20 protein-coding genes are annotated in these 23309 nt (G+C 43.0%); 1 reads left to right on the forward strand and 19 read right to left on the reverse strand.

From position 1 onward, the window contains the following. Window positions 1–2 precede the first annotated feature (2 nt). From liaG to AAYR28_RS15225, 4 genes are all read right to left on the reverse strand, one after another. Window positions 3–872 carry a LiaG family protein gene (gene liaG / locus AAYR28_RS15210; RefSeq protein ID WP_041115720.1) on the reverse strand — a complete coding sequence of 290 codons (870 nt, stop codon included), beginning with the start codon at window positions 870–872 and terminating at the stop codon, window positions 3–5. Between the two features lie 104 nt (window positions 873–976). Further along, window positions 977–1645 (reverse strand): stress responsive protein LiaH, encoded by a 669-nt coding sequence (gene liaH / locus AAYR28_RS15215; protein WP_345808878.1) that lies wholly within the window; start codon window positions 1643–1645, stop codon window positions 977–979. Between the two features lie 15 nt (window positions 1646–1660). Then, window positions 1661–2053 carry a membrane protein gene (locus AAYR28_RS15220; protein ID WP_041115718.1) on the reverse strand — a complete coding sequence of 131 codons (393 nt, stop codon included), beginning with the start codon at window positions 2051–2053 and terminating at the stop codon, window positions 1661–1663. Window positions 2054–2215: 162 nt separating this feature from the next. Next, window positions 2216–2785, reverse strand: a complete 570-nt coding sequence (locus tag AAYR28_RS15225) for a cob(I)yrinic acid a,c-diamide adenosyltransferase (protein WP_345808879.1) — start codon at window positions 2783–2785, stop codon at window positions 2216–2218. Window positions 2786–2972: 187 nt separating this feature from the next. Between AAYR28_RS15225 and AAYR28_RS15230 the strand changes: the two genes are divergently transcribed. Then, entirely contained in the window at window positions 2973–3719 is a 747-nt protein-coding gene (locus tag AAYR28_RS15230) for an SDR family NAD(P)-dependent oxidoreductase (protein ID WP_254001437.1), read from the forward strand. A 17-nt stretch (window positions 3720–3736) separates the two neighbouring features. Here AAYR28_RS15230 and pdxA read toward each other — a convergent pair whose 3' ends face one another. From pdxA to uxaC, 15 genes are all read right to left on the reverse strand, one after another. Further along, window positions 3737–4762 carry a 4-hydroxythreonine-4-phosphate dehydrogenase PdxA gene (gene pdxA / locus AAYR28_RS15235; RefSeq protein WP_101676465.1) on the reverse strand — a complete coding sequence of 342 codons (1026 nt, stop codon included), beginning with the start codon at window positions 4760–4762 and terminating at the stop codon, window positions 3737–3739. Then, complete coding sequence (locus AAYR28_RS15240; RefSeq protein ID WP_120207659.1) at window positions 4738–6081, reverse strand: four-carbon acid sugar kinase family protein; 1344 nt, start codon at window positions 6079–6081, stop codon at window positions 4738–4740. Before AAYR28_RS15240 ends, pdxA begins: the two co-directional genes overlap by 25 nt. Window positions 6082–6106: 25 nt before the next feature. Further along, the gene (locus tag AAYR28_RS15245; RefSeq protein ID WP_183002021.1) at window positions 6107–7888 is read right to left on the reverse strand and encodes a sigma-54-dependent Fis family transcriptional regulator; all 1782 of its coding nucleotides are present in this window, start codon (window positions 7886–7888) and stop codon (window positions 6107–6109) included. A 147-nt stretch (window positions 7889–8035) separates the two neighbouring features. Further along, entirely contained in the window at window positions 8036–9211 is a 1176-nt protein-coding gene (locus AAYR28_RS15250) for a sialidase family protein (protein ID WP_101676468.1), read from the reverse strand. Beyond that, entirely contained in the window at window positions 9208–10614 is a 1407-nt protein-coding gene (locus AAYR28_RS15255; protein WP_034280883.1) for a sodium:solute symporter family protein, read from the reverse strand. The genes AAYR28_RS15250 and AAYR28_RS15255 overlap by 4 nt, the downstream gene beginning before the upstream one ends. Before the next feature lie 63 nt (window positions 10615–10677). Continuing rightward, window positions 10678–11850: an iron-containing alcohol dehydrogenase gene (locus AAYR28_RS15260; RefSeq protein WP_120207665.1), complete on the reverse strand. Its 1173-nt coding sequence runs from the start codon at window positions 11848–11850 to the stop codon at window positions 10678–10680. A gap of 7 nt (window positions 11851–11857) precedes the next feature. Then, window positions 11858–12757 (reverse strand): 4-hydroxy-tetrahydrodipicolinate synthase, encoded by a 900-nt coding sequence (gene dapA, locus AAYR28_RS15265; protein WP_120207667.1) that lies wholly within the window; start codon window positions 12755–12757, stop codon window positions 11858–11860. Between the two features lie 180 nt (window positions 12758–12937). Continuing rightward, window positions 12938–14224 (reverse strand): heme ABC transporter ATP-binding protein, encoded by a 1287-nt coding sequence (locus AAYR28_RS15270; protein ID WP_120207669.1) that lies wholly within the window; start codon window positions 14222–14224, stop codon window positions 12938–12940. After that, window positions 14221–15279, reverse strand: a complete 1059-nt coding sequence (locus tag AAYR28_RS15275; protein ID WP_034280887.1) for a FecCD family ABC transporter permease — start codon at window positions 15277–15279, stop codon at window positions 14221–14223. The genes AAYR28_RS15270 and AAYR28_RS15275 overlap by 4 nt, the downstream gene beginning before the upstream one ends. Further along, entirely contained in the window at window positions 15245–16195 is a 951-nt protein-coding gene (locus AAYR28_RS15280) for an ABC transporter substrate-binding protein (protein WP_120207671.1), read from the reverse strand. The genes AAYR28_RS15275 and AAYR28_RS15280 overlap by 35 nt, the downstream gene beginning before the upstream one ends. A gap of 147 nt (window positions 16196–16342) precedes the next feature. Further along, window positions 16343–17758, reverse strand: coding sequence for a glycoside hydrolase family 28 protein (locus AAYR28_RS15285; RefSeq protein ID WP_120207673.1), 1416 nt, complete (start codon window positions 17756–17758; stop codon window positions 16343–16345). 20 nt (window positions 17759–17778) lie between these two features. Beyond that, window positions 17779–19272, reverse strand: a complete 1494-nt coding sequence (locus AAYR28_RS15290) for a UxaA family hydrolase (RefSeq protein ID WP_061110078.1) — start codon at window positions 19270–19272, stop codon at window positions 17779–17781. Next, complete coding sequence (locus AAYR28_RS15295; RefSeq protein ID WP_120207675.1) at window positions 19269–20726, reverse strand: tagaturonate reductase; 1458 nt, start codon at window positions 20724–20726, stop codon at window positions 19269–19271. The genes AAYR28_RS15290 and AAYR28_RS15295 overlap by 4 nt, the downstream gene beginning before the upstream one ends. Window positions 20727–20784: 58 nt before the next feature. Further along, window positions 20785–21795 carry a LacI family DNA-binding transcriptional regulator gene (locus tag AAYR28_RS15300; RefSeq protein ID WP_101676474.1) on the reverse strand — a complete coding sequence of 337 codons (1011 nt, stop codon included), beginning with the start codon at window positions 21793–21795 and terminating at the stop codon, window positions 20785–20787. Window positions 21796–21851: 56 nt separating this feature from the next. Further along, complete coding sequence (gene uxaC, locus AAYR28_RS15305; protein WP_101676475.1) at window positions 21852–23291, reverse strand: glucuronate isomerase; 1440 nt, start codon at window positions 23289–23291, stop codon at window positions 21852–21854. Window positions 23292–23309: the final 18 nt, after the last annotated feature.

The raw sequence follows: 23309 nt of genomic DNA on the forward strand, positions 1-23309 counted from the left end.
CATTACCGCAGCTTGAGGTTACCACTTGTCATTTCAATATCGACTAAATGTGTCCCTTTCCCCCGCGTACCTGTAAAGCCTCGACCTTCACTATCCACTTGATCAAAGTCATACGAGTGATCGACGCTTCCACTTGTTTTTTTCACCTGAACGTTGAAATCTCCGTCATCTGGCAAATTAAATTTCGCGCTCCCTGATGTCATATGAAAGGAGACAGGTGACTCAATTGTATCAAAACTTGCTGTCAACCGGCCGCTTGTCATGCCCAATTGCAGCTCGCCTTTGACATCATTAATATCGGCACGCCCTGAAGTTGCCCCAATATCACTATCCTTCGCATCGATGTGCGACACTGCCAGCCTGCCAGAGGTTGCTTTGATTTCCACATTTTTGGCTGAGAAATTCTCAGCTGTGAGGTTTCCGCTCGTTGATTTGAGTATCACATCTTGAAGGGACAGCTTTCCTTCTCCGTTCATCTCGCTGACTCCGCTTCCACCCGTAATCTTCACATTTTTATGATAATCTGTTGGGATTTTAACTAAAAGCTCTCCTTTTTCAAATTGAGTGAAAAACAAGAAGCTTTTATTTTCAGCGCGAATTTTAAAGGTACCGCCTGTTTGCTCCGCATACATTTTCCCTTTTCCATTGACAGCAGTCACGGAAATATCGGAACGATTTTCAGGTTTTACCTTCACGCGAAACCCAGAAAGAGAAATATCTAATTGATCAATCTCCTCTTTTTTCGCTGAAGCTTTTGTCACTGGTTTTTCACGGGAAAAACTTAAATGAAAGAGATCTTCATTTTTAAAAAGCATGCCAATCATTAAAAAGATACCTACAAGTATACAAATTAGACCGATTAATCGCTTCATTCATACCATCCCTTTATCTTCTGACCTTTTCATTATAAGGAAAAGCGAAACAGAAAGAAATCAAATATCGGAAGAAAAAGCCTGCTTTTCTTCCGATGTGATCTCTATACGTTCGCTTGCTGTTGTTCAGGCTTTTTCTCGAGCTTCAGCTTCTGCCATTCTTTTTCAACCTCGTCGGCATAATCTAAATGAGCATATGCACCTTGATCCGCAAATTGTGCATAGCTGCCTGCTTTTGTTTCCATTTCTTCAATACGGTTCTCCATTCGGAGAAACTCTTTATATGCACTTTCACTGTCTACTTTATTGATGGAATCATTCATATGCTGCTTTGCCTGTGCGGCATTGGCTCTTGCAATCAGTGCCTGCTTCTTGTCTTTTATATCACGCAGCTTCGTTTCTAAGTGCTGCAATTGCTCTTTCAGCTCTTTCAATTGTTTCACAGATTGCTGGTAGGCTTCCTGATATTCGTTGTGCTTTTCTTCAAAATACTTCATTTCTGTGAGCGCTTTTCGTGCAAGCTCCTCTTCTCCCGCATGATATGCCAGCTCGGCCTGCTTCTTTCGCTTTTCAGCAAATGCTTCCGTCTCTTCTGCTTTGCGCAGGAAGCCTTGCTGAATCGTTTGCTGTTTGATGATGGCATGTTTCGCTTTCGCAACATCATCCTCCATATCACGAACGTATTGATTCAGCATGACACGCGGATTCTCCAATTTATCTAAGCCTTCATTGACAGTTGCAACAAACATATCTCTTACTCTTTTTAATACCATTTGATGTTCCTCCTTTTATTTTTTCTTTAAAAAGTCTTCCCATTCTTGATCAAAAGACGTGTGAAGCGGTTCTTCCGTATTAGGTGCCGTGTTTGGCTCCATATATGCTCTGCTTGATGATTTTTTGGTAGATTCACCATTGATCATCGACCAGCCAAAATAAAGAAGTACCCCTGCAAATGCGATGCCAAGTATAAACGGCAAAAATTGCACGACGATCAATACACCAATGACTGCTAGAATGACACCTAAGGTTTTACTGCCTTTTTCGTATTTTTTAACACCTACATAGATGAGGCCTGCCCCAATCAAAACCGGGATCAGTCCACCAAATGAACCACCAAAGAAGATGGATAAACCGACAAACAATAAAATTGAACCGATAATGGTTTTACTTGTTATTTTCATCTTCATGCCTCCTTTCTTGCTCCTTGCTTTAACTATAGTCAAAAAAGAAAGCCGGCAAAACGTGTCACAGATTGATCTTTGATTGCGACTAGAGTCGTAACAATGCTCAGACTGAGCGGCAGAACCTAATAAAAAAGCACTCTTCTATGAAGAGTGCTTTCCTTATTTAGAACGAAACACGTCGGCACTTCGTTCATATTCAACATCAGCTTCACCAAGCCGATAATTCACGATTCGAGCGGCTGCAAATAAATAATCGGATAGACGGTTTACGTATATGAGCGCAGCGGCTGGAATCTCCTCCTGTTTTGCAAGCGTCACAATATGCCTCTCGGCTCTTCTGACGACTGTCCGCGCCACATGTAAGAGAGCAGCGCCTTCCTGACCGCCTGGTAAAATAAACTTGGTGAGTGGCGCGGCCTCTTCTACATAGACATCCATCCTTTTCTCAAGGGCTGTCACAGAGGCTTCTGTTAATTTGCCTTCTTTACGTGGTTTGACTGCTGCCAAATCACCGCCGCAGTCAAACAGCTCATGCTGAATAACAATCAGCTCTGACAAAAGATCCTGAAACAATTCGCCATGCTGCCGTAAATTTGCATGCGCGAGTCCAATAAAGCTATTCGCCTCATCTAGCGTTCCATACGCCTCTACTCTCACATCATCTTTATCAGCTCTTCCGCCGATCAAACCTGTTTGACCCTGATCCCCGGTTTTCGTATAAAGTTTCAACGGTTTGCCCCCTTTTCTACTGCTTTGTCCTTTTAGTATAACCTGAAGTTGAAAGGAAGTATTTGTTTAATTATGAAACACATTAACTGAAAATTACCATAATCCCCTTATATATGTTGAATGATGAAACATACCGTTTTATAATGAATGAAAGCGCTTTTTAAAATGAGAGATGGGTGGGATGTACGTGAGTTTACAAAATAAAGTAGCGATCATTACAGGTGCAAGCAGAGGGATTGGCCGCGCCATTGCGGAGGCACTTGTCTGCGAAGGAGCGCACGTCGTTCTCAATGGAACGAACGACATGCTGCTGCAAGAGGTTTGCTCCTCACTGAATAAAAAAGAGAAACGAGCCGTTTATGTTGCTGGTGATGCTAGTTTACCAGAGACAGCCTCTTCACTCGTAGAGCAAGCGAAAACACATTTTGGACAGATTGATCTGCTGGTCAACAATGCTGGGATCAATTTACGAAAATCCACAGTCGAGACATCCCTTGATGAGTGGAAACGATTGATTGATATTAATTTGACCGGCACATTCCTCATGTGCCAAGCGGTCATTCCTGACATGATCAAACAACAAGGCGGAAAGATTATCAATATGAGTTCTACAACTGGCAAAACCCCTCACCACAATGCATCACCTGCATACGGTGCATCAAAGGCAGGCATCAATTATTTAACGATGCATCTTGCCAAAGAATTAGCAGAGCACCACATTCATGTGAATGCTGTCTGCCCTGGTCCAATCGAAACAGACATGAGCAAACAGTGGAGCGATGAATACCGGCGTTCGGTTTTAGATAGAATTCCTTTGAAAACGATTGGAACACCAGAACAAGTCGCAAATGTTGTGACATTTTTAGCTTCTGACCAGTCGGATTTTATCACAGGAGAAACCATCAATATGAATGGCGGAACGTATATGAACTAGAAAAAAAGAGCCTCCTCTTAAAGGCTCTTTTTCTTCTCATATTGATTTTCTCTCGTACCAGAAAGCATGATGGCCTGTCTAATAGCTTCTTCCATGCTCGCAGAATCGGCTTTTCCTGTTCCTGCGATATCAAATGCCGTCCCATGATCGACACTTGTACGAATAATCGGCAGCCCAACTGTAATGTTTACACCCGATTCTAAGCCAAGCACCTTAATCGGTCCGTGCCCTTGATCATGATACATCGCCACAACGATATCAAAGTCACCTCTTGCTGCCCTAAAGAACAAGGTATCAGCAGGCAGCGGCCCAAATACTTGAATCCCTTCTTCCTGTGCTAGTTCAACCGCTGGGATGATCTTCTCCTCTTCTTCTCCGTTCCCAAACAACCCATTCTCCCCAGCATGCGGGTTAATCCCGCATACAGCAATTTTAGGGTCAGAGATTCCAGAACGGACGAGTGTATCATGTGCCAGCTTAATCGTCGTGTATACACGCTCAGGATTAATTTTTAAAATGGCATCCATTAATCCAATATGTGTGGTGACATGAACTACCTTTAAGTTAGGGGCCGCCAGCATCATCGCATAATCTTCTGTACCCGTCAGGTCAGCTAAAATTTCTGTATGTCCTGGATACATATGACCTGCCTTATGAAGTGCCTCTTTGTTTAGCGGCGCTGTGCAAATGCCGTCAATTCTACGGTCATTTGCAAGACTAATGGCTTTTTCAAGATATCGGAAAGCAGCATTTCCTGCTTCTTTTGATATGTCCCCAATCGGCATCTCGTTCGTTAAGAGCTTAAGGTCTAAGCAGGGAACAGCTCCGGCTTTCACCTGCTCCGCTTCCTCTGGTTCTATGATACTTACAATCTCCACATCTGTATTCACAAAGTCTTTCGCCCTATTTAATATACTGGTGTCTCCGATCACAAATAGAACGGCTTCTTCATGTAAACGCGTTTGCTGAAAAGCTTTTAAAATAATTTCAGGACCAACACCAGCCGCATCTCCCATCGTTACAGCAATGATTGGTTTTGACATTCGACTTCCCCCTCTATCTTTTTCAGCACTTCTACCGCGTGGAGTACTGAATTTTTTTGACCGTAAGCTCCTGCTTTCGTAACCGCATATAAATTCGTATCAACGAGCTGGCCGAGCGGGATGCCAGGTTCAATTTCTTTCAGCAGCCGAATACCTCCTGCTCCAAGCTCCTGGCAAATCGCCCGCGCTGTATCTCCGCCAGTTAGGAAAAGTCGTCTCATTCCTGATAATGTGACAATGTCTTTTGTGATCATTCCAAGAAAGACGGACAAAGCACTTCCAACCTCTTGTCTTGACAGCCCTTTCTTTTCTCCGTAAACCAGCATCTTTTCAACCATCTCTGGCCGTGCATCTGTATAAAGGAGAATATCTTCGTTCTGACGCTTACGCAGTTGATCGAGAACTGATTTTCGTTCCCATGCTTCACGGCCGTTTAATACATTCAGTGGGTTCACTTTTATCTCAAAACAATCGTGAGTTTCTCTTAAATAAGCAAACTGCTCATTTGTTTTTTGAGAGGCACTTCCAGATACGATGAGGACAGGTCTCTGTTTTTTAAGACGAGAAGTATTTCTATTTTTAGCGACATATGCAGATAATGCACCAGCTAGTCCCGCTGAACCGACCCATAGTATTCTTTTATCCATCTTCATAAACACTTCCACAATCCGCCCTAAATCATCACTTGTTTCTGCATCACACACAAACCATTGGTGACCATGCTTCAATAACGATGATACCTCATCATTCATTCCTTTGAGCTCTTCGCCGATTGTTTGTTGAGAAAGGTTTTTTGGTCTGACGTTCGTCTGCTCCTCAATTAAACCTGATATGCTGGATGTCAAAACTGGTGTTTTCGGATCCTTTGCTGCCTCTGACAGATGAACAGGCACTCCTTCCACATAATGTATGCCATTATTGGTTGCTCTTTGTGCATCTGGGTAGGCAGGAGCGATAACCGCCGCATCAAATGGGCCAATATCCATTAGTGCTTGCAGTTCAATTCCTATATTGCCTCTTAACGTTGAATCTATTTTTTTAAAGAAAAGGTGCGATTCATCTTGGAGAAATGGCTGCACCATTTGGCTGACCTCATGGTAGGCGTTCTCTGAAGACATACTTCGTGAATCGGTATCCACTATCAGCACATCCTCTTTATACCTGTCAATGCCTTCAAATGACGGCTGAAACAGGACAGAGGCTGTTAAGCCCGCTTTGACAAATTGAACACCTGTATCGTTGGCACCTGTCAAATCATCCGCCACAATGATTACCTTTTGCTCTAATTTCGCTCCTTTTTTTAATAGATCGTTTGTCATTTAGACACCTCGGCCTCATTACATATTATTCCTTTAGCTTTCTCCATAGCGTCGTACGGTTGATATTCAACCGCTTTGCCGCCTTTGATTGATTCATATTTTCTTCTTCCAGCACCGTTTTGATAATCCGTCTTTCAATCTCATCAAGCGTTCCATTCAAATAGCTGGACAGCTGTTTTTCTTCATTTTCAAAGGCAAGCTGATCAATTGCTGCCTTTGCCCTATTCAACGTGATATATCCACTTTTTGTTGTCAGTACCAGTTCCTCAATGATCCGCTTGAACTGCCTGACATTTTCTCTGAATTTCTGGTGTTGAAAGGCTTCAATCACATCTGCTGACAGCCCAACCACCTGCGTCCCGTAAAGAGAATTCAGTTCCGCAATAAATAACCTGCTCATGTCCTCAATATCTTCCGGCCGTTCAGACAACGCAGGGACATGAATTGTGAGCTCCTGTAAGCCTGTATATAATTCCTCACTAAACGCTCCAGATTGCATCAATTTGAACAAATCCACTTGAGACGCAGCCATCCAGCGAATATTCTGATGATGATGCAGCTGCTCGGCAATGAGCTGCTGTATATCCATTGGAACGCTCTCAATATCCTTTAGAAACATCGTCCCTTTTTGATGCAGAGGGATTGATTTTATATCTTCCGGTTCTGTCAAACGTCTGCAATGTACTGTCGTAAAGCTCTCATTTTTCCTCTCGCTCATTTGATGGATAGCAAATGCAAGGCATGATTTACCAGTTCCTTGTTCACCATACAGGCAAATCGAGCGCTCCGTTTGACTAAACGCTTTTGCCCTATTGATCACATCTTTCATTTTTGGGCTTTGATCTGTAAAAAGAGCAAATGGATGTTCTGAATGAATAGGCGACGCAAGCGTCCAAATACGATGACCTTCTTGATTCATCACAGCCGAAGGCTTTTCAATCGTGACAAGCAACTCGCCTTTCGATAGCATGCTTCCTTTGACATGCCACACTTGCTGCTGATGGGATATTTGAGAATAGCCATTTTGTTTCCCTTCTCGAATCGCCTTTAGTGCCGGTTCAAGTGCTGGACACCACGCAATCACATCAGCATGAGAAGTAGACGGTGCAAATAATCCTTTTTCTGTCCATTGTTTCATTTGTTGATTCATAAAATGTAGCTGGTTGTGCGGATCAATGATGAGCATCCCTTTCGGCTCTTGATCAATCATTTCACGAAAGAGACGCTGTTCAGCTGTCGCCTCTTTATATAAACGATACATTTGTTTTGCTTGATGAAATGCTTCTTTGACCGATTCACGACCTGATGTAATGAGCATACTCTGCATTCCCAGCTCTTTAGCCGCTTTATCAGTAATGACATCTCCAAGCACGACCTGAGTCCCTTGTTCTTGTAATTGTTTTAAGAGATCCCATACCTCTTCCTCTTGCTGCACTGTGTAAATATCAATTTTAATCCCGTATAATTCCCCAATGGTGCGTACACCTTGTGTAATATTTTCAAAACCCACGACCGCTTTTTTACCTTGATAATCTTTTATCAGTGTTAAGGCACGAAGCAAGTCATACCCTGACACAGGGATATCAACTACTGGGATGTTCACATGTTTTTGAATGAGCGCAGCTGTTCCGCCCCGGCTCATAATGATATCCATTCCTTGAGCTTCTGCTTGTTCTGCAAGAGCAACACCAGACCGGAGATCTCCGACTACAAGCTGGAATGTCATATTTTCTTCTTCTTTGGCAAGGTCGATTAACACATCGCCCAACCCTTTATACGGCGCAACACCTAACACTTTGATATTCATGAAAAGGACCCCCATTTTTTATCTCTTCATCACGAGACATAGCTTGAGGGAGTCCAGCCGATAGAAAATGGGGACAACCCTCCAAACATCAATTATAAATGAAGCAAATGAGGGTTACAATTCACCAGAAGCAGGGCCCTCTTGCAGTTAAGAAGTGCGATTGACCCATTCTTCTGTCACACACACATATTTGATCGCCTGCCGATAATACGTAAACGCAATATGCAGCTTCCCGTCTTTTCCTTCCGTGATGGATGGATAAGAATACTCTCGATTTAGTTTATCCTTTGAATTGTTTGTCATCGCATATCCATCACCCACTTCAAGATTACGTCTGATAGGCCATGTATCACCATTATCCTCAGAGAGCGCCAAAGTCATCGGTGCACGCGGTGTTCCCCAAAAGGCTGGACGTGCTTCTGTATCAACCGCCGTGCGCGTATCGCCTTCATCCTCAATTTCATCATATAAAGAAGCTCTTCGTTCTGTTTGCTCATCCGCATTGATATGATTATAGACGAGGGCAAGATGCCCATTTTGGAGCACGGTAAATTGAATGGATGAATTATTATTGGGCAGCTCCGTCGCCTTTGGCTCAGACCATGTCCGCCCATGATCGACGGAACGGCTGATATAAATCGAATCAGCAAACCGGCTTCTAAAGAGGGCTATGAGGGAGCCGTCTGCACACTTTCCAATATTCATATGAACACAGCCCGTGCTGTTTGGTACAATGACCTCATCCCATGTCTTTCCTTGGTCGGATGAAATCTTCACAGCACTGACATCCCGGTTCCCCGTCCATTTGACGCCTGGAATGGTCTTACAATAGAAGACCGGCAGCAGCCAATCTTGATTATCCAGTACAACAATCGGCTGACGTATAAACGTACCCGGCTGTTCAAACAAAGTATCAATCTCACCCCATGTCTCACCTCTATCCTCTGATAGCCGGTATCTCACGATGGCCGTATCTTGATTCCCAGATAGCTGTGCGGTATACAGCAGCCATAGCCTGCCATTTTCCTCTTGAAACAGAACTGGATTTTGTTCAGAGCGTGCAGGATCGTTAGATAACTTCACTGCCTCTGTCCACTTGTTACTTCCCCGTTTGAGTCTCGACATATAGATTGAGATATCAGGTATTCCCTCCTGCGTTCCGCCAAACCAAACACATAATACATCTCCATTATCCAGCTCAAGTAGATTGGCCGCATGATTCTGCACACAGTCTGTTGGCAGAAAGGCTTCTTTTCTCTCTGTATCTTGTTCATTTTGTCGCAAAATTCCATCTATTTTTATCACAGTCTCTTCATTTTTCATGACAATTCTCCTTTCAATGGTTGATCCTTTTTAGCAGGCGGACTGAAAAGTCGGTCGATTACCAGCACAAGGAAAGGAATGATAATGGCAATATACATATTATCGATTCCGAATGGATTATCGAGTAAATACCAAACCGTCGTGGTAACACCTGAAGCAGCAAGGCCAATGGTCGCCCCTCTATTTGAATTAAAGTACGGCAAGTAAAAGCCCATTGCTGCTACAACAGCGATCGATGTTCGAAGCGCCCTTGTAAAAAAGGAAAGGGACAGCAGCTCCGGCGCAAGTGCTACTCCTACAAGAGGCACAATTCCAACGAGTACAGCCACATACCTCGTGACTTTCATTCTCTGCTCCGGTGTTGGTTTCATTTTCGGTACATAAAAATCATCCATAATTAAGGTTGTTGTCGCAAGCGCAACCGTCGACACACCGACAAAGATGGATGCCACAAGCGATGTTGCCACAATGGCACTCAAAATTGGATTCATATGCTGTAAAAAGACAGGGAAGGCATAAATAGGATCAATGTCTGGATACAAATAATGTGCAGCTACGCCGATCACACCGATTGCAATGGCGAGCGGCAAACAAAGCAAAGCCGCATAAAGCGTTGATTTCTTTGCCTCACGCTCACTTTTCGACGAAGTGATTGCTTGAATGATAAACTGCGTAGCAAAGATGGCACCCATGTTTCCTATAAACCAAGCTCCTATCGTCCCCCATCCAATTGTCCCGTCCCATGTAAAGAAATGATCAGGCATCGTTTGTTTCATTGGTTCAAAGCCTTTTGTTAAGTAAAGAGCTACCCCTAGTGTAATTAAAATCCCCGCATACTTCACGATCGAATGAAGGATCGTGACCCATGCAACCCCTTTCATTCCTCCAAATGTAAAATAAAATGTACTCACAACGGCCGTAATGATCGCACAGGTCATTAAAGGAAGCCCCAAAATGGATGCAATAGCAGCTGACCCACTTAAATAGTTTCCTAGATTCACAAGCAGTAATGCAGCAATCATAATAACAGAAACAACTAGCTTCGTTGATTTTCCAAACTTCTGATCGATAATACCTGAAATGGTGTACTGTCCTGTTCGATAAAACTTGCCTACTAAGAAAAAGGAAAAGATAAAAAAGGCGATAGCGACAGTCACAATAGACCATGAAGCAGAAAGCCCATGCGTAAAGGCAGATTCTGCAGTTCCAACAGTGGATTTCGTTCCAATGAATTCACTCATGAGCAAAATACCGACTACAATGGCTGGAAGTGACTTAGCAGCATTGTTAAATTCTGAATTGGATTTACTGCGGAAACGCATCGTCAGCCAAGTCGTAAAGAGTATATAGAGAATAATGACGATCAAAATAAATGTGATGACAGAACTGCTTAAGACATTCATTTAAAATCCCCCTTTGTGTGCAAGCCGTGTGAAGCAACTTCTCATTCCCATCCCAATGAAGCGTTAAGCGTCGAGCAGTTTCATGTATACCTGTTCAATATCAGAAACAGACATTGGCTTTGGATTGTTGTCCATTAATCTCTTCACCTCTGAAGCTGCTTGAGCAAGTGCCGGTACATCCTCCTTGGACACTCCAAAAGCTTTGAGCTGCTGTGGAATGTGTAAATCCGCTGTCCATTCTTCAATTTGATGAATCACACGCTCTGCAAGCTCCTGCTTTGTGTGAGCTCCCGCTAGTCCTATTGCTCTTGCCACATGTTCAAGCCGACCAATAATATGATCTGCATTAAAAGCAGTGACATGCGGAAGCAGCATGGAATTAGCAACACCATGAGAAATCTTGTATTTCCCCCCTAATGGATAAGCCATAGCGTGAACAGCAGCAGTACCGGCACTTGTAAGCGCCATTCCTCCATACATTGCACCAACAAGCATATTTTCTCTTGCCTTCATGTTCTCCCCGTGATGATATGCCTCCTGAATACTTCCTGAAATCAGCCGCATCGATTCCAGTGCAAACATATCACTGAATGGATTGGCTTTATTTGAAATATAAGATTCAAGCGCATGCGTAAAAGCATCCATACCTGTAGCTGCGGTAATAGATTTCGGCAAGTTGAGAGTAAGTGCTGGATCTAAGATGACAAGGTCTGGCAAAAGATGCGGACTAACCATTCCAATTTTCAATTCCTTTTCTGGAAAAGTCACAATTGCATTTGGTGTCACCTCAGATCCCGTACCAGAGGTTGTCGGAATGAGAATCGTTGGCACTCCCCTTTTTTCCACAAGATTTGTGCCAACGAGAGCAGAAATCGGCTGATCGTTTGTCTTAAGAACAGCTAAAATTTTTGCAGCATCAAGCACACTCCCGCCACCAATTCCAATAATGGCGTCATGCTCTCCTCTTAAAAAGGTGTGGAATACATCCTCGATATTTTCTTCTGTTGGTTCAGGTTTGATTTCTGTACTTATCTCACTTGCTATCCCCTTTTTCGCAAGTTCTCTTTTGATGTGATCTGCATAACCAAGTGATACGATAGATGGCTGCGTTAATATAAAAATGGATGTGAGTCTGCTAAGCCCTAAACTATCTAATTTCTCCCCAAGAAGGTCTAAAGAACCTGCGCCAGATACAATGTGTGATGCCGTCTGAAAGTGATAATGCGTGATCGTCATCTCTTCACTACTCCTTTGCCGCTTTTCCTTGTTTGCGATAGTCTTCAACCATTTGTGCCACAGCTTCCAATGCCTCACCTGACAGCTCTTTTACAGGGCTTTTGGGCGGGCCAACCGGAATTCCATAAAGCTCTGCTGCCTTTTTCAAAGGTGCTGGTAATGTCCCTAAACCGAATGTTGCTCTTAATGGCTGCAGCTGCTTCTGGAAGTGCTCACTTTCGTCAAGCTTCCCTTTTCGAAAAGATTCATAGAGTCCAACGACAGTTTCAGGAAGTACATTTGCAGTTGCTGCGACCGCCCCTGCTCCGCCGAGTTTCAATGTCTCCAAAATGAGTGAGTCCGTACCTGCAAGGACAACAAAATCTTCATCTTTTGTGACATCCAGATATGCCTTGATATTTTCAATGTTTCCACTGCTATCTTTAATGCCTAGCACATTCGGCAGTGCACTGAGCCGAGCAACCGTCTCTGGTGCTAGCGACACTCCTGTTCTAGATGGAATGTTATAAAGCAGAATCGGAATATCTACATTCTCAGATATGTGGCGAAAGTGCTCATACAGCTCTTCTTGGGTTGGTGCAACAAAGTAAGGTGTAATGATAGACAGAACATCTACCCCTCGATCTGCCAGTTTGTTTGACAGCCTGATGGTTGCCTCCGTACTATTTTCACCTGCTCCAATGAATACCGGCACTCGTCTGCCAACAGCATTCACGACAGTTTCAGCAATTTGAAGCTTTTCTTCCTCTGAAAACAAATGAAACTCTCCATTTGTGCCTAAAGCAAAGATGCCGTGTACACCTGAGTCGATCAAACGATTCACTAATTGCGTTGCCACTTCGGGATGAAAATGTTCTTTCTCAGTAAGCGGTGTCAAAATAGCTGGTATAATTCCTTGAATGTTCAAATAATCCTCCCTTTCTAACACGTTGCATTTTTAAACATATTATATTTTAAGCGCTTTCATATTTTTTATTATAAAAGGATTATGATTTAATTAGCAACACTTTTTTGATTTTTCGCTATATCCCGTTCATTTCTTATGCAGCTGTTGATGTTTTCAACAAAAAAAGCGAACCATTTTGGTTCACTTTTGAATGGCATTCAACTTTTGAAGAAGCCCATGCACCTTTTGTCCTAATCTTTCGTGTAAAAGGTCAGCATCTTCCGTTTCATGCGTATTGGGTGTAGCAATACAAAGATGATGGATTGGAATGCTTGTTTCTTGCTTCATGATGTGCATAAGCTGCCCCATGAGCTGAACAGCTGCTCCGTCTGATAAAGATCGTTTCAGGATAAGCCAAATGGCCAACTCTTCTTGCTGAAGCATGCCGCAAAGGATCATATCGTCTTCGGCGTCTTCTGCGGCAAATTGTGCTAATCCGTTAGCTTGCTCGAAAAACAGCATATCTTCAGATGACTCTAGCTGCTCATGAAGCGTCTTCTTTCCCGTTCCAATAGACCTTTTCCAAAAGAACCCGCCGTTTTTCTTATGTGAGGAAAGGATGCGAAGAGGCTGATTAATGGAAAACGTCATTCCTTCTGAGCTATAAGTCCTCCAGCCATCCGCTATGTTTACAATTGATGCTTTTGAAGGGGCTGCAGGCTCAACCATCAGCTGGGGGTTAGCCCTAAATGGATGCTGGAGCGGCGTCACATTTGTTTCATACACACAGTTGATTCGTTCAGTGGTCAAGACGTGATGCGGCAGTCCTAACATGTCTGTCTTTCCTTCATGTAGTAGCAGCAGGCGATCACAATATAAACTAGCAATGTTCACATCATGGAATACGCCAATGACCGTTAACTTAGAGGAAGTCGTTTCTTCTTTAATTAAATCAAGCAAATCTTTTTGATAGGCTAAATCAAGGAAACTCGTTGGTTCATCCAGCAATAAATATTCAGGCTGCTGCGCCAATGCCTGTGCTAAATATACACGCTGCTGTTCTCCTCCGCTTAACTCATGGATGGATTGATTCTTAAACTGTGCAACACCCGTTTGTTCCATTACTTTGCTGACGACCTGCACATCTTCTCGCGTGACAGATTGCAGCCACCCTTTTTGATATGGATAACGACCGAATTGGACGGTTTCTTCCACCGTAAATGAAAAAGCTTGGTCCGTTTTCTGCGGCAGAACTGCCATCTTTTGCGCAAGCGCCTTTGGCTGATAGGATTGAATAAGGTGACCGCCGAGACGCACCTCTCCGCTCATAGGTGCTAAAATCCCTGCCATCATTTTAAGAAGGGTCGTCTTACCGCTCCCGTTTGGACCGAGTATACCGAGAAATTCTCCTTGCTTCACTTCAAGATTAATGCCTCGAATGACCTCTTTCTCTCCATATCCACCTCTGATTTCCTTCACTTGAATCATACGTGCGTCCCCCCTCTATATTTACGAATGAGGATGATGCCAAATACAGGTGCACCAATTAACGCAGTAATGATGCCAATCGGTAATTCAGTCGGCTCAATGATGGTACGGGATAACACATCTGCTAATACAAGAAAGGAAGCACCGTTCAGCATAGATAAAGGCAGCAGATGCCGATGATCTGTGATAGTTAAGAGGCGGATAAAATGAGGAATCACAAGTCCTACAAAACCGATCGTCCCTGATACCGCTACTGCACTTCCGGTCAGGATCGAGCCCGCCAGCAGCACAATATATTTGCTCCTTTTCACATGTACACCTAATAGCTTTGCCTTCTCCTCGCCATACGTCATCACATTCAAATCCCGCCCCATCAACATTAACGCAAAGGTCCCAATAAGAAAGAAAGGAAGAAAAAGCACAATATAACGCCAGCCCCTCATGGACACACTGCCAAGCAGCCAATGAATGATCTCTTTTAGATCATCACCTGTTAAAGCAATCATCAATGAAATGAGCGCACCCAAAAAAGAGCTGAAAATCACTCCTGTCAAAATTAAAGAAGAAATGCTCATCCCCCGATGAACAAGACGCGCAAAAAAGAGAACGAGGCAAAGGGTCACAAGCGCTGTTGTCATACTGAATAATGGCAGTGTGAAACTGCCAAAAAGCGGGAGCTGCAAGCTGAAAAACAGGGTCGCTACGGCTCCAACTGATGCCCCTTGAGATACCCCCAGCGTATAAGGGTCAGCGAGAGGATTTTTTAATAAACCTTGAAAAGCTGCACCAGATAACGCAAGTGCTGCTCCGACTAATGCCGCTAATATGACTCTTGGCAGCCGAATGTTCATCATAATATTGCGATCGATGGAATCAATGGTTCCAAACTGCACTCCGAATAATTCATGAACAAATATACGAAGAATAGAAGGAATGGGAATCCCTAAGCTTCCAAAGGAGATTCCCATTCCAACGCTCATCACAAGAAGTAAAACACTTAGTGTATATGCGATGATCAATTTATTTGAACGTGTCAGGATAGACGTTTTTCGCAAGAGCCTCGACTCCTTCAACCAATCGCGGTCCCGGTCTTGATGCGAGATCCGTATTCAATTGAAAGACTTGTTTTTCTTTCACTGCTTTCATTGCGTTCCAGCCGTCTCTTTTTTTCAAATCAGCTAAGCCTGATCCATCAATTGTAACGATGACATCAGGATTTCGCTTGATGATCGATTCTTCCGTCATTTGCACCCAGCCAGTTTGATCACCTGCAGCATTTTTGGCATGGATAACAGAAAGCATTTCATCCATAAATGTATTTTTACCAGTTGTATAGATTTCAGGTGCACCTGATACTTCAACAAAGACTGTTTTTTGCTTGTCTTTCGAAATCCCCTCTGCTTGTTTCTTGATGTCATTCAGCTTTGTTTTCATTTCGTCTACAAGCTTTGTTGATGCTTCTTTCACGCCGGCTGCTTCACCGATCATATTGATTGATTTGTACACATCCTTAAAGGACGTTGCATCATTTACAGTCAGCACTTGGATCCCTGCATCTTCAAGCTGTTTAAATCCATTTTTTGATCCCATCTGAGATGCATGTGCTAAGACAAGATCTGGCTTTAAGGAAATGACCTTCTCGACATTGAATTCCAGTCCCCCAATCTTCTCTACCTTTTCGACTTCCTTTGGATAATTGTCAAAGTCTGATCGTCCAACCATTTTATCTTCAAGACCGAGTGCATAAGCAATCTCCGTATTACTTGGAATTAACGAAACAATTCGTTTAGGCTGTTCTTTGATTTCGACTGTTTTGCCAGCTGCATCTTTTATCGATACGGGAAATGCCGCAGTGGCCGTTTCTTTATTTTGTGACCCTTTTGCTTTGTGATCTGTCTCAGCGCCTGCACATCCTGCTAAAACACCCATCACAAGCAATAACGATAGCCAAATAGCTGTTAACTTTTTCATGAGTAACCCCCTGGTTTATGTACTGCTTAACGAAATCTCTTTCGTCAATTCTTTTCTAATTTCGGGAATATTATACTACAGTGCAGATAGGTTGTATATGTGATTTCTAAAAGCGTCTTTTCTGTTCATAAAACAAAAAAACAGCCTCTAAAAAGACTGTTTTTCACTCTTCAATGAATTGATTTGTTCTCCATTGATGACGACTTTCTGAAAAGCAGGAGAAACGGCATGCTCTAAAGATAATGGATACGCCACATCATCTATGGCACAATCTTTCATTTTAAAGTGAGTCACAGGAGAATGTGCGTATGCGGCTATTTTCACACCATATCGTCCGCCGCTGCTTTTGAGTCCTTCCACTTTAATATGACGTACAACAGGACGATGCGGACCAGCATCTCCTTCCTCATACATCATATCGATACAGACCACTTCATGCTTTAGACTTTTGACTGTATTGTTTTTAAAATAAATATGTTCAATGGTGCCGCCTCTGACAGAGTTGGTTTTAATACGCAGTGCCCGGTCAAGGTTCGGACTGTCCATGACATTATCTTCTGCATAAACATGCCTTACTCCGCCAGAGATTTCGCTCCCGATCGTCACACCGCCGTGTCCATCCCGCATCTCATTTCTACGAATGACAATGTTTTCAGATGGAATCCCTATTCTCCGTCCATCCTCGTTTCTGCCCGATTTGATGGCAATACAATCATCTCCGTTATCAAAATAACAATCTTCAATGAGCACATTCCGGCAAGATTCCGGATTGACACCATCTGTGTTTGGTCCATGCCCAATGATTTTAACGCCGCGGACGATGACGTTATCACTTAACACAGGATGAATTTGCCACATCGGTGAATCCTTCACTGTCACTCCTTCGATTAGCACATGCTGACATTGGTATGGCTGAATAAAGCTCGACCTTAAATAATGACCTTCTCCAAATACCCTTTCTTCTACCGGTATTCTCTTTTCCGCCATTTCAAACAAAAGCTGGCGATCCCGATCCTGAGAGGGCTGGCCATTTGTCCCATACTTCCAAGGCCACCAATGATGCTCATCCCCTCTGCCATCAAGGGTTCCGGCTCCCGTTATAGCGATGTTTTCTGCATGGTGTGCATAAATAAGAGGTGAATAATTATAAAGTTCAACCCCTTCATATCTTGTCAGTACAAGAGGCAAGTAATCCTTTGGGTCTTGGCTGAATGTCACATAGGCTTTCTCATGCAGATGAAGTTCTACATTGCTTTTCAATTCTAAAGCACCTGTCATAAATGTCCCTGCTGGGATCAGCACCCGTCCCCCTTTCAACCGATGCGCATCATCAATGGCAGACTGAATAGCATTTGTTGAAAGCTCTTGCCCTTCCGCATCTGCTCCATAATGCACCACATTCAATTCACGATCTTGGAACTGCGGTGCTTTTATCTGCTTTAGCACTTGATCAATTCCGTTTGCTTTCTTATTTTTCTTCACTTGCTTTGCTAAACGAGCAATTCCGACTCCAGTTAGTACCGTTCCTGCTGTGATATACATCAAATCCCGTTTTTTAGACACTTTCTCATCCCCCAGTCGCCTTAAAGTGTGACACCTGTTTTGAAAATAGCCAGCTCTCTAAAATTGTTTTTTTCATGATTTAACAGCTTCCCGCTCGCCACATCAATGACAGTTGAAATGAATTTTTCTAATACAACATCTTCCGGTACATCTTCAAGCAGTTCTCCGGCATTAAAGTCAATCCAGTGCTTTTTTGTTTCATATAAGGCTGTGTTGGTCGAGATTTTCATTGTTGGCACAAACGTACCAAAGGGTGTCCCCCTGCCTGTTGTAAAAAGCACCATTTGACAGCCAGAAGCAGCAAGTGCAGATGAAGCAACCAAATCATTACCAGGTGCACTTAATAGGTTCAATCCCTTTTGTTTCAGCAGCTCTCCATATTTCAATACATCTTTAATATCAGAAGTACCTGCTTTTTGTGTACAGCCAAGAGATTTATCCTCTAATGTCGAAATTCCACCTGCTTTATTTCCCGGGGAAGGATTTTCATATACCGGCTGTCGATGATCCATGAAGTATTGTTTAAAGTCATTGATCATTTGCACAATATTGTCGAAAGTCGCTTCTGATGCTGCTCTCTCCATTAAAATCGTTTCAGCACCAAACATTTCGGGCACTTCTGTCAGCACAGTTGTTCCGCCTTGCGCGACAAGAAAATCGGACAGTCTGCCTAAAAGCGGATTTGCGGTAATACCAGAGAATCCATCTGATCCTCCGCACTTCAAGCCAATTTTCAGCTCAGATAACGGAATGTCTTCACGATGATCTTCTTTCGCCGCATCATAAATTTCCTTGAGTAAAGCGACTCCCGTCTCAATCTCATCTCCTACTTCTTGGCTTCTTAAAAATTTCACTCTCGTACGGTCATATTCACCTAATGTGGACTGAAAATCCTCAATGTCATTGTTTTCACAGCCAAGTCCAAGAACGAGTACTCCTCCAGCGTTAGGGTGCTTCACCGCATTTTGTAAAATGGTTTTGGTATTTTCATGATCGTCCCCAAGCTGTGAGCAGCCATAATTGTGCTTTAATACAAGGGCTGTTTCAAAAGGATGGATGTTTCCACCCATTTCAGCGGTGAATATTTGGATCATTTGATCGGCGATGCCATTCACGCATCCAACGGTAGGAACAATCCAAAGCTCATTGCGGATTCCGCTTCCGCCATTTTTTCGTTTATACCCTTTAAATGTAAGATTCGTTTTTTCATAGGGGTTTTCTGATAATGAAGGCTGGTATTCGTATTCCAGCTTGCCAGATAGATTGGTTTTGATATTATGCGTATGCACCCATTCTCCAGCAGAAATAGCAGTCACTGCATGACCAATGGGATAGCCATATTTGATAATATTCTCTCTTTGCTTGATTTCAGCCAATGCAAACTTATGACCTTTGGCGACGGTCTCTTTTAAGATAATCGTATGTCCTTGATGCTGCAGCTCCTCCCCTTGCTCAAGTCCTTTTAAAGCAATACCGACATTATCTGAAGGGTGGATGACAATAAAGTCTTTCATGCTTTCTCCCCCTGACTTTCATATTGATGAAGCATCATTCGATGAACAGCTGCTCTCATCCCATGCGTCTGTATGAGGGTAAGCTGATCAGCTAAAGCTTGACTCAATCCATTTATATCTGTTAAATCTCTGCCCCATAATGACTCGCATGAAAGAATTTTCGCTGCAACTCCTTCATTAGAATGGTTTTCCTCGTCCCATGCTTCCTTCATGAGCGTTAGCACAGTTTCATCATCCTTTACCCTTCCTGCATGTGCTCTGTAGAAATAAATGAGACTGCTAAGTGAAAACACAAGTTTCATTGGCAGCTGTTTCTTTCGCTCGACATAATCAAGCAATGACGGAAGATTACGGGTTCGGAATTTGGATACCCCATTCAGCGCAATATCCAGCAATTGATGCTTTACAAATGGATTGCAAAAACGATCCCAAACGGATTGTGTATAAAGAAGAAGCTCATCTTCAGGGAGTTCAAGCCCTGGCAATACTTCCTCCTTCAGCATACGCCGGATGAACGGACCAACATGCTCATCATCCACAGCTTCCTTTACAGTTTCTAAACCGCATGAATAGGCAATCGGCACCATCGCCGTATGTGCACCATTTAAAATTCGTACCTTGCTCATACGATAAGGCGCAATATCCTCTACAAAAAGTACATTTAATCCTGCTTCTTGAAAGGGGAGCTCCTTTTTCACAAAAGCGGGCGCTTCAATGACAAAAAGATGATAATATTCTGCCGTGACAAGCAATTCGTCGATATACCCTTCTTCCTTTCGTACGATGTCAGCCGCTTTCTTAGAGAATCCAGGGACAATCCGGTCCACAAGCGTATTACAAAACGTGTTGGCTTCCTTAATCCATGTAAAAAACGCAGGCGGCAGTTCCCACTCAGCTGCCATACGGATCACATATTCCTTCAATCGATCACCATTTTGTTCAACCAATTCACAAGGCAGAATGATCAGTCCTTTCTGCTCATCTCCAGCAAATGCTTTAAACCGGTGATACAAGAACGCTGTCAGCTTTCCTGGAAAACTGGCTTGCGGCCGATCCTCCAAACGATCCTCCTTTCTGAGCACAAGTCCTGCCTCTGTCGTGTTTGAGAAAACAAAGCGGAGATCCGGGTTTTCCGCTACGTGTAAAAATTCCTCGTAATCCGTATACGTACTAATTCCTCTGCTAATCGATTGGATGATCATACGTTCATTCATTTCTTGCTGGTCATGATATCCCTGAATACATAATGTGTACAAGCCATCTTGTTCATTTAATGCTGCTACCGATCCTTTTCGAGGAGGAACAACAACCGCTCTTCCTTTAAAATCTGTGCAGTCGTTCAGCTTCTGGATGTGCCAATTGATAAATCCTCGCATAAAATTTCCTTCACCAATCTGCAAAATCGTTTCCGGATACTCAGGTGCCGGGTATATGGCTTTTGATAATCGTTTCAAATGGATTCCCCTCTCCAAGTATTATGCACACGTGAACATTTATCTAAGAAGGTGCAGATTACTGCACCTTTTTGACTGAATCTCTGATCATCAGCTCTGTGTGGACATACACTTTTTCCATATGATCCTCTTCTTGCTCTTCACCGTTTATCACTGAAAGGATAGCTTCTGCTCCAAGTGCACACATTTTTTCAATCGGTTTTTTCACCGTTGTCAATGCAGGTGTGGTATAGGATGAAAAGGCAATATCATCAAAACCAATAATAGAAATATCACCTGGACACGTTTTGCCTTTTGCAAATAATGCATTCATTGCACCAATCGCCATGTCATCGTTTGAGCAAAAGAGCGCTGTTGGCGGATCATCAAGGGCCAGCAGCGATTCCATTGATTCATAGCCGCTTTTCATATGATAGTCGCCTTTCATCATATATTCTTTCTTCATAGGTATTTGGTGATCAATTAACGCTTGCAGGAAACCAGCTTTTCTTTCTTGAGTTGATTTAAAGCCTTTTTTCCCTTCAATGATGGCGATTTGTTCATGACCTTGCTGAATGAAATGGTGTGCAGCCTGGTAAGCTCCTTGACTATCATCTGCTAATATATTCATGACCTCATGACTTTCTACACGGCGATTCAGCACAATGATGGGAATGCCCTGTTTCTTCACATGATGGATAAATGCTTCATCGTGTTCGCTTTGACTCATGAGCAAAATGCCATCGTAGCGTTGTTTATGAATGGTTGTGTAATCGTGAAAGTCGTCAATTCCTCTTACAAAGAGATTATAATACTCTGTCATGACGCTGTTGACACCTTTTAACGCATCCACAAAGAAGCTTGAAGATGTGCCTTCTGTTAAACTCGTAAAAAACAGACCAATTGTGAATGATTTTTGTGATACTAGGCCTCTCGCATGGACATTCGGTGAATAATTCAGCTGTTTTGCAATCGACAAAATCTTTTGTTTTGTCTTCTCTTTAATAAAAGGACTGTTATTCAAAGCCCTTGATACCGTGGTATGAGAGACGTTTGCCAATTTTGCTATGTCTTTAATTGTGACTGTCATGCTATTCCGCCTTTTATGATTTTTACCATCTTATCATAAAACCGCTTTCATTTTCTTCATGTCATTTTGTTTGGTTGGTGCTTGAGCTGATTTGCCCGGTCAAATTGGAAATACTGTCTGGCATTTTCATAGCTGATTCCTTTCACGATTCCCCCTAACAGCTCAAGATCATAAGGGGCTTCTCCTTTTTCTACCCAATCTCCAATGATATCGCAAAGCAGTCTTCGAAAATATTCATGCCTTGTATACGACAAAAAGCTTCGTGAATCTGTCAGCATCCCAATGAAACGGCTGATCAGCCCAATACTGGATAGAGCCATCATCTGTTCTGTCATCCCTTGTTTCGTATCATTAAACCACCAAGCTGTGCCGTGCTGGATCTTCCCAGGTGTCGTCCCGTCTTGAAAGCTTCCAGCCAATGTGGAAATCACAACATGATCCCTAGGATTCAAGGAATAAAGAATGGTTTTTGGCAGTGCCTGTTCTTGTTCTAAACGGTCCAATATTCTGCAAAGCGGCTTGGCAATGTCTTCATCATTCATCGCATCATACCCTGTATCTGGCCCAAGCCGCTCAAACATTTTCGTATTGTTGTTCCTAAGCGCATTGATATGAAGCTGCATCGCCCAGCCCCGCTCATAGTAAGCCTGACCTAGCTTTATGAATGTTTGTGTTTTAAATTTGATCTTCTCTTTTTCCGTCAATGAATGCCCCGACATTTTTTTATAAAAGATGGCTTCCACTTCTTCTTCCGTCGTTTCTTCAAACGTCATTTCGTTAATGGCATGATCTGAGATCAGGCAGCCCTGTTCATGGAAAAAATCAATTCTTGTACGGAGTGCTTTCAAAAAGTCTTGGTAGGATTGGATTGGAGTAGATGAAGCCTCTGCCAGTTCGTGAACATACGCTGTAAATAGGTGATTCGTTATATCAAGTGCCTTATCAGGCCGAAATCCGGGCAGTACTTGCACAGTGAATCCTTCTTCCCGCAGTTTTTGATGATAGCAAAGCGAGTCGACTGGATCATCTGTTGTCACGACTGTTTCAACGTTCGATTTCACAATGAAGTCTCTTGCACCAAAACCCTCTCCTTGCAGCTTTTCATTTACTTTTTGCCAGATGATGTGTGCGGTTTTTTCGTTTAAAAGTTCTTCAACTCCAAAATATCGTCTCAGCTCTAAATGAGTCCAGTGATAGAGCGGGTTTCCAATGGTCATGGGAACGGTCTTCGCCCACGCCAGAAATTTCTCATAGTCTGAGGCATCCCCTGTGACGTGCGATTCGGGTATGCCATTTGCTCTCATGGCACGCCATTTGTAATGATCTCCGTAAAGCCATGCTTCGGTGATATTATGGAAGGTTTTATTTTCATAGATTTCTTTGGGGCTTAAATGACAATGGTAATCTATAATTGGAAGGTCCTTAGCAAACTCATGGTATAGCTTTTCCGCCGTCTGACTGTTGAGTAAAAACTGTTCATCTAAAAAGGCTTTCATCAAACTCCCCCATTTCTC

The organism is Bacillus safensis (assembly GCF_039619585.1).
GTDB classification, from domain to species: Bacteria; Bacillota; Bacilli; order Bacillales; family Bacillaceae; genus Bacillus; species Bacillus safensis.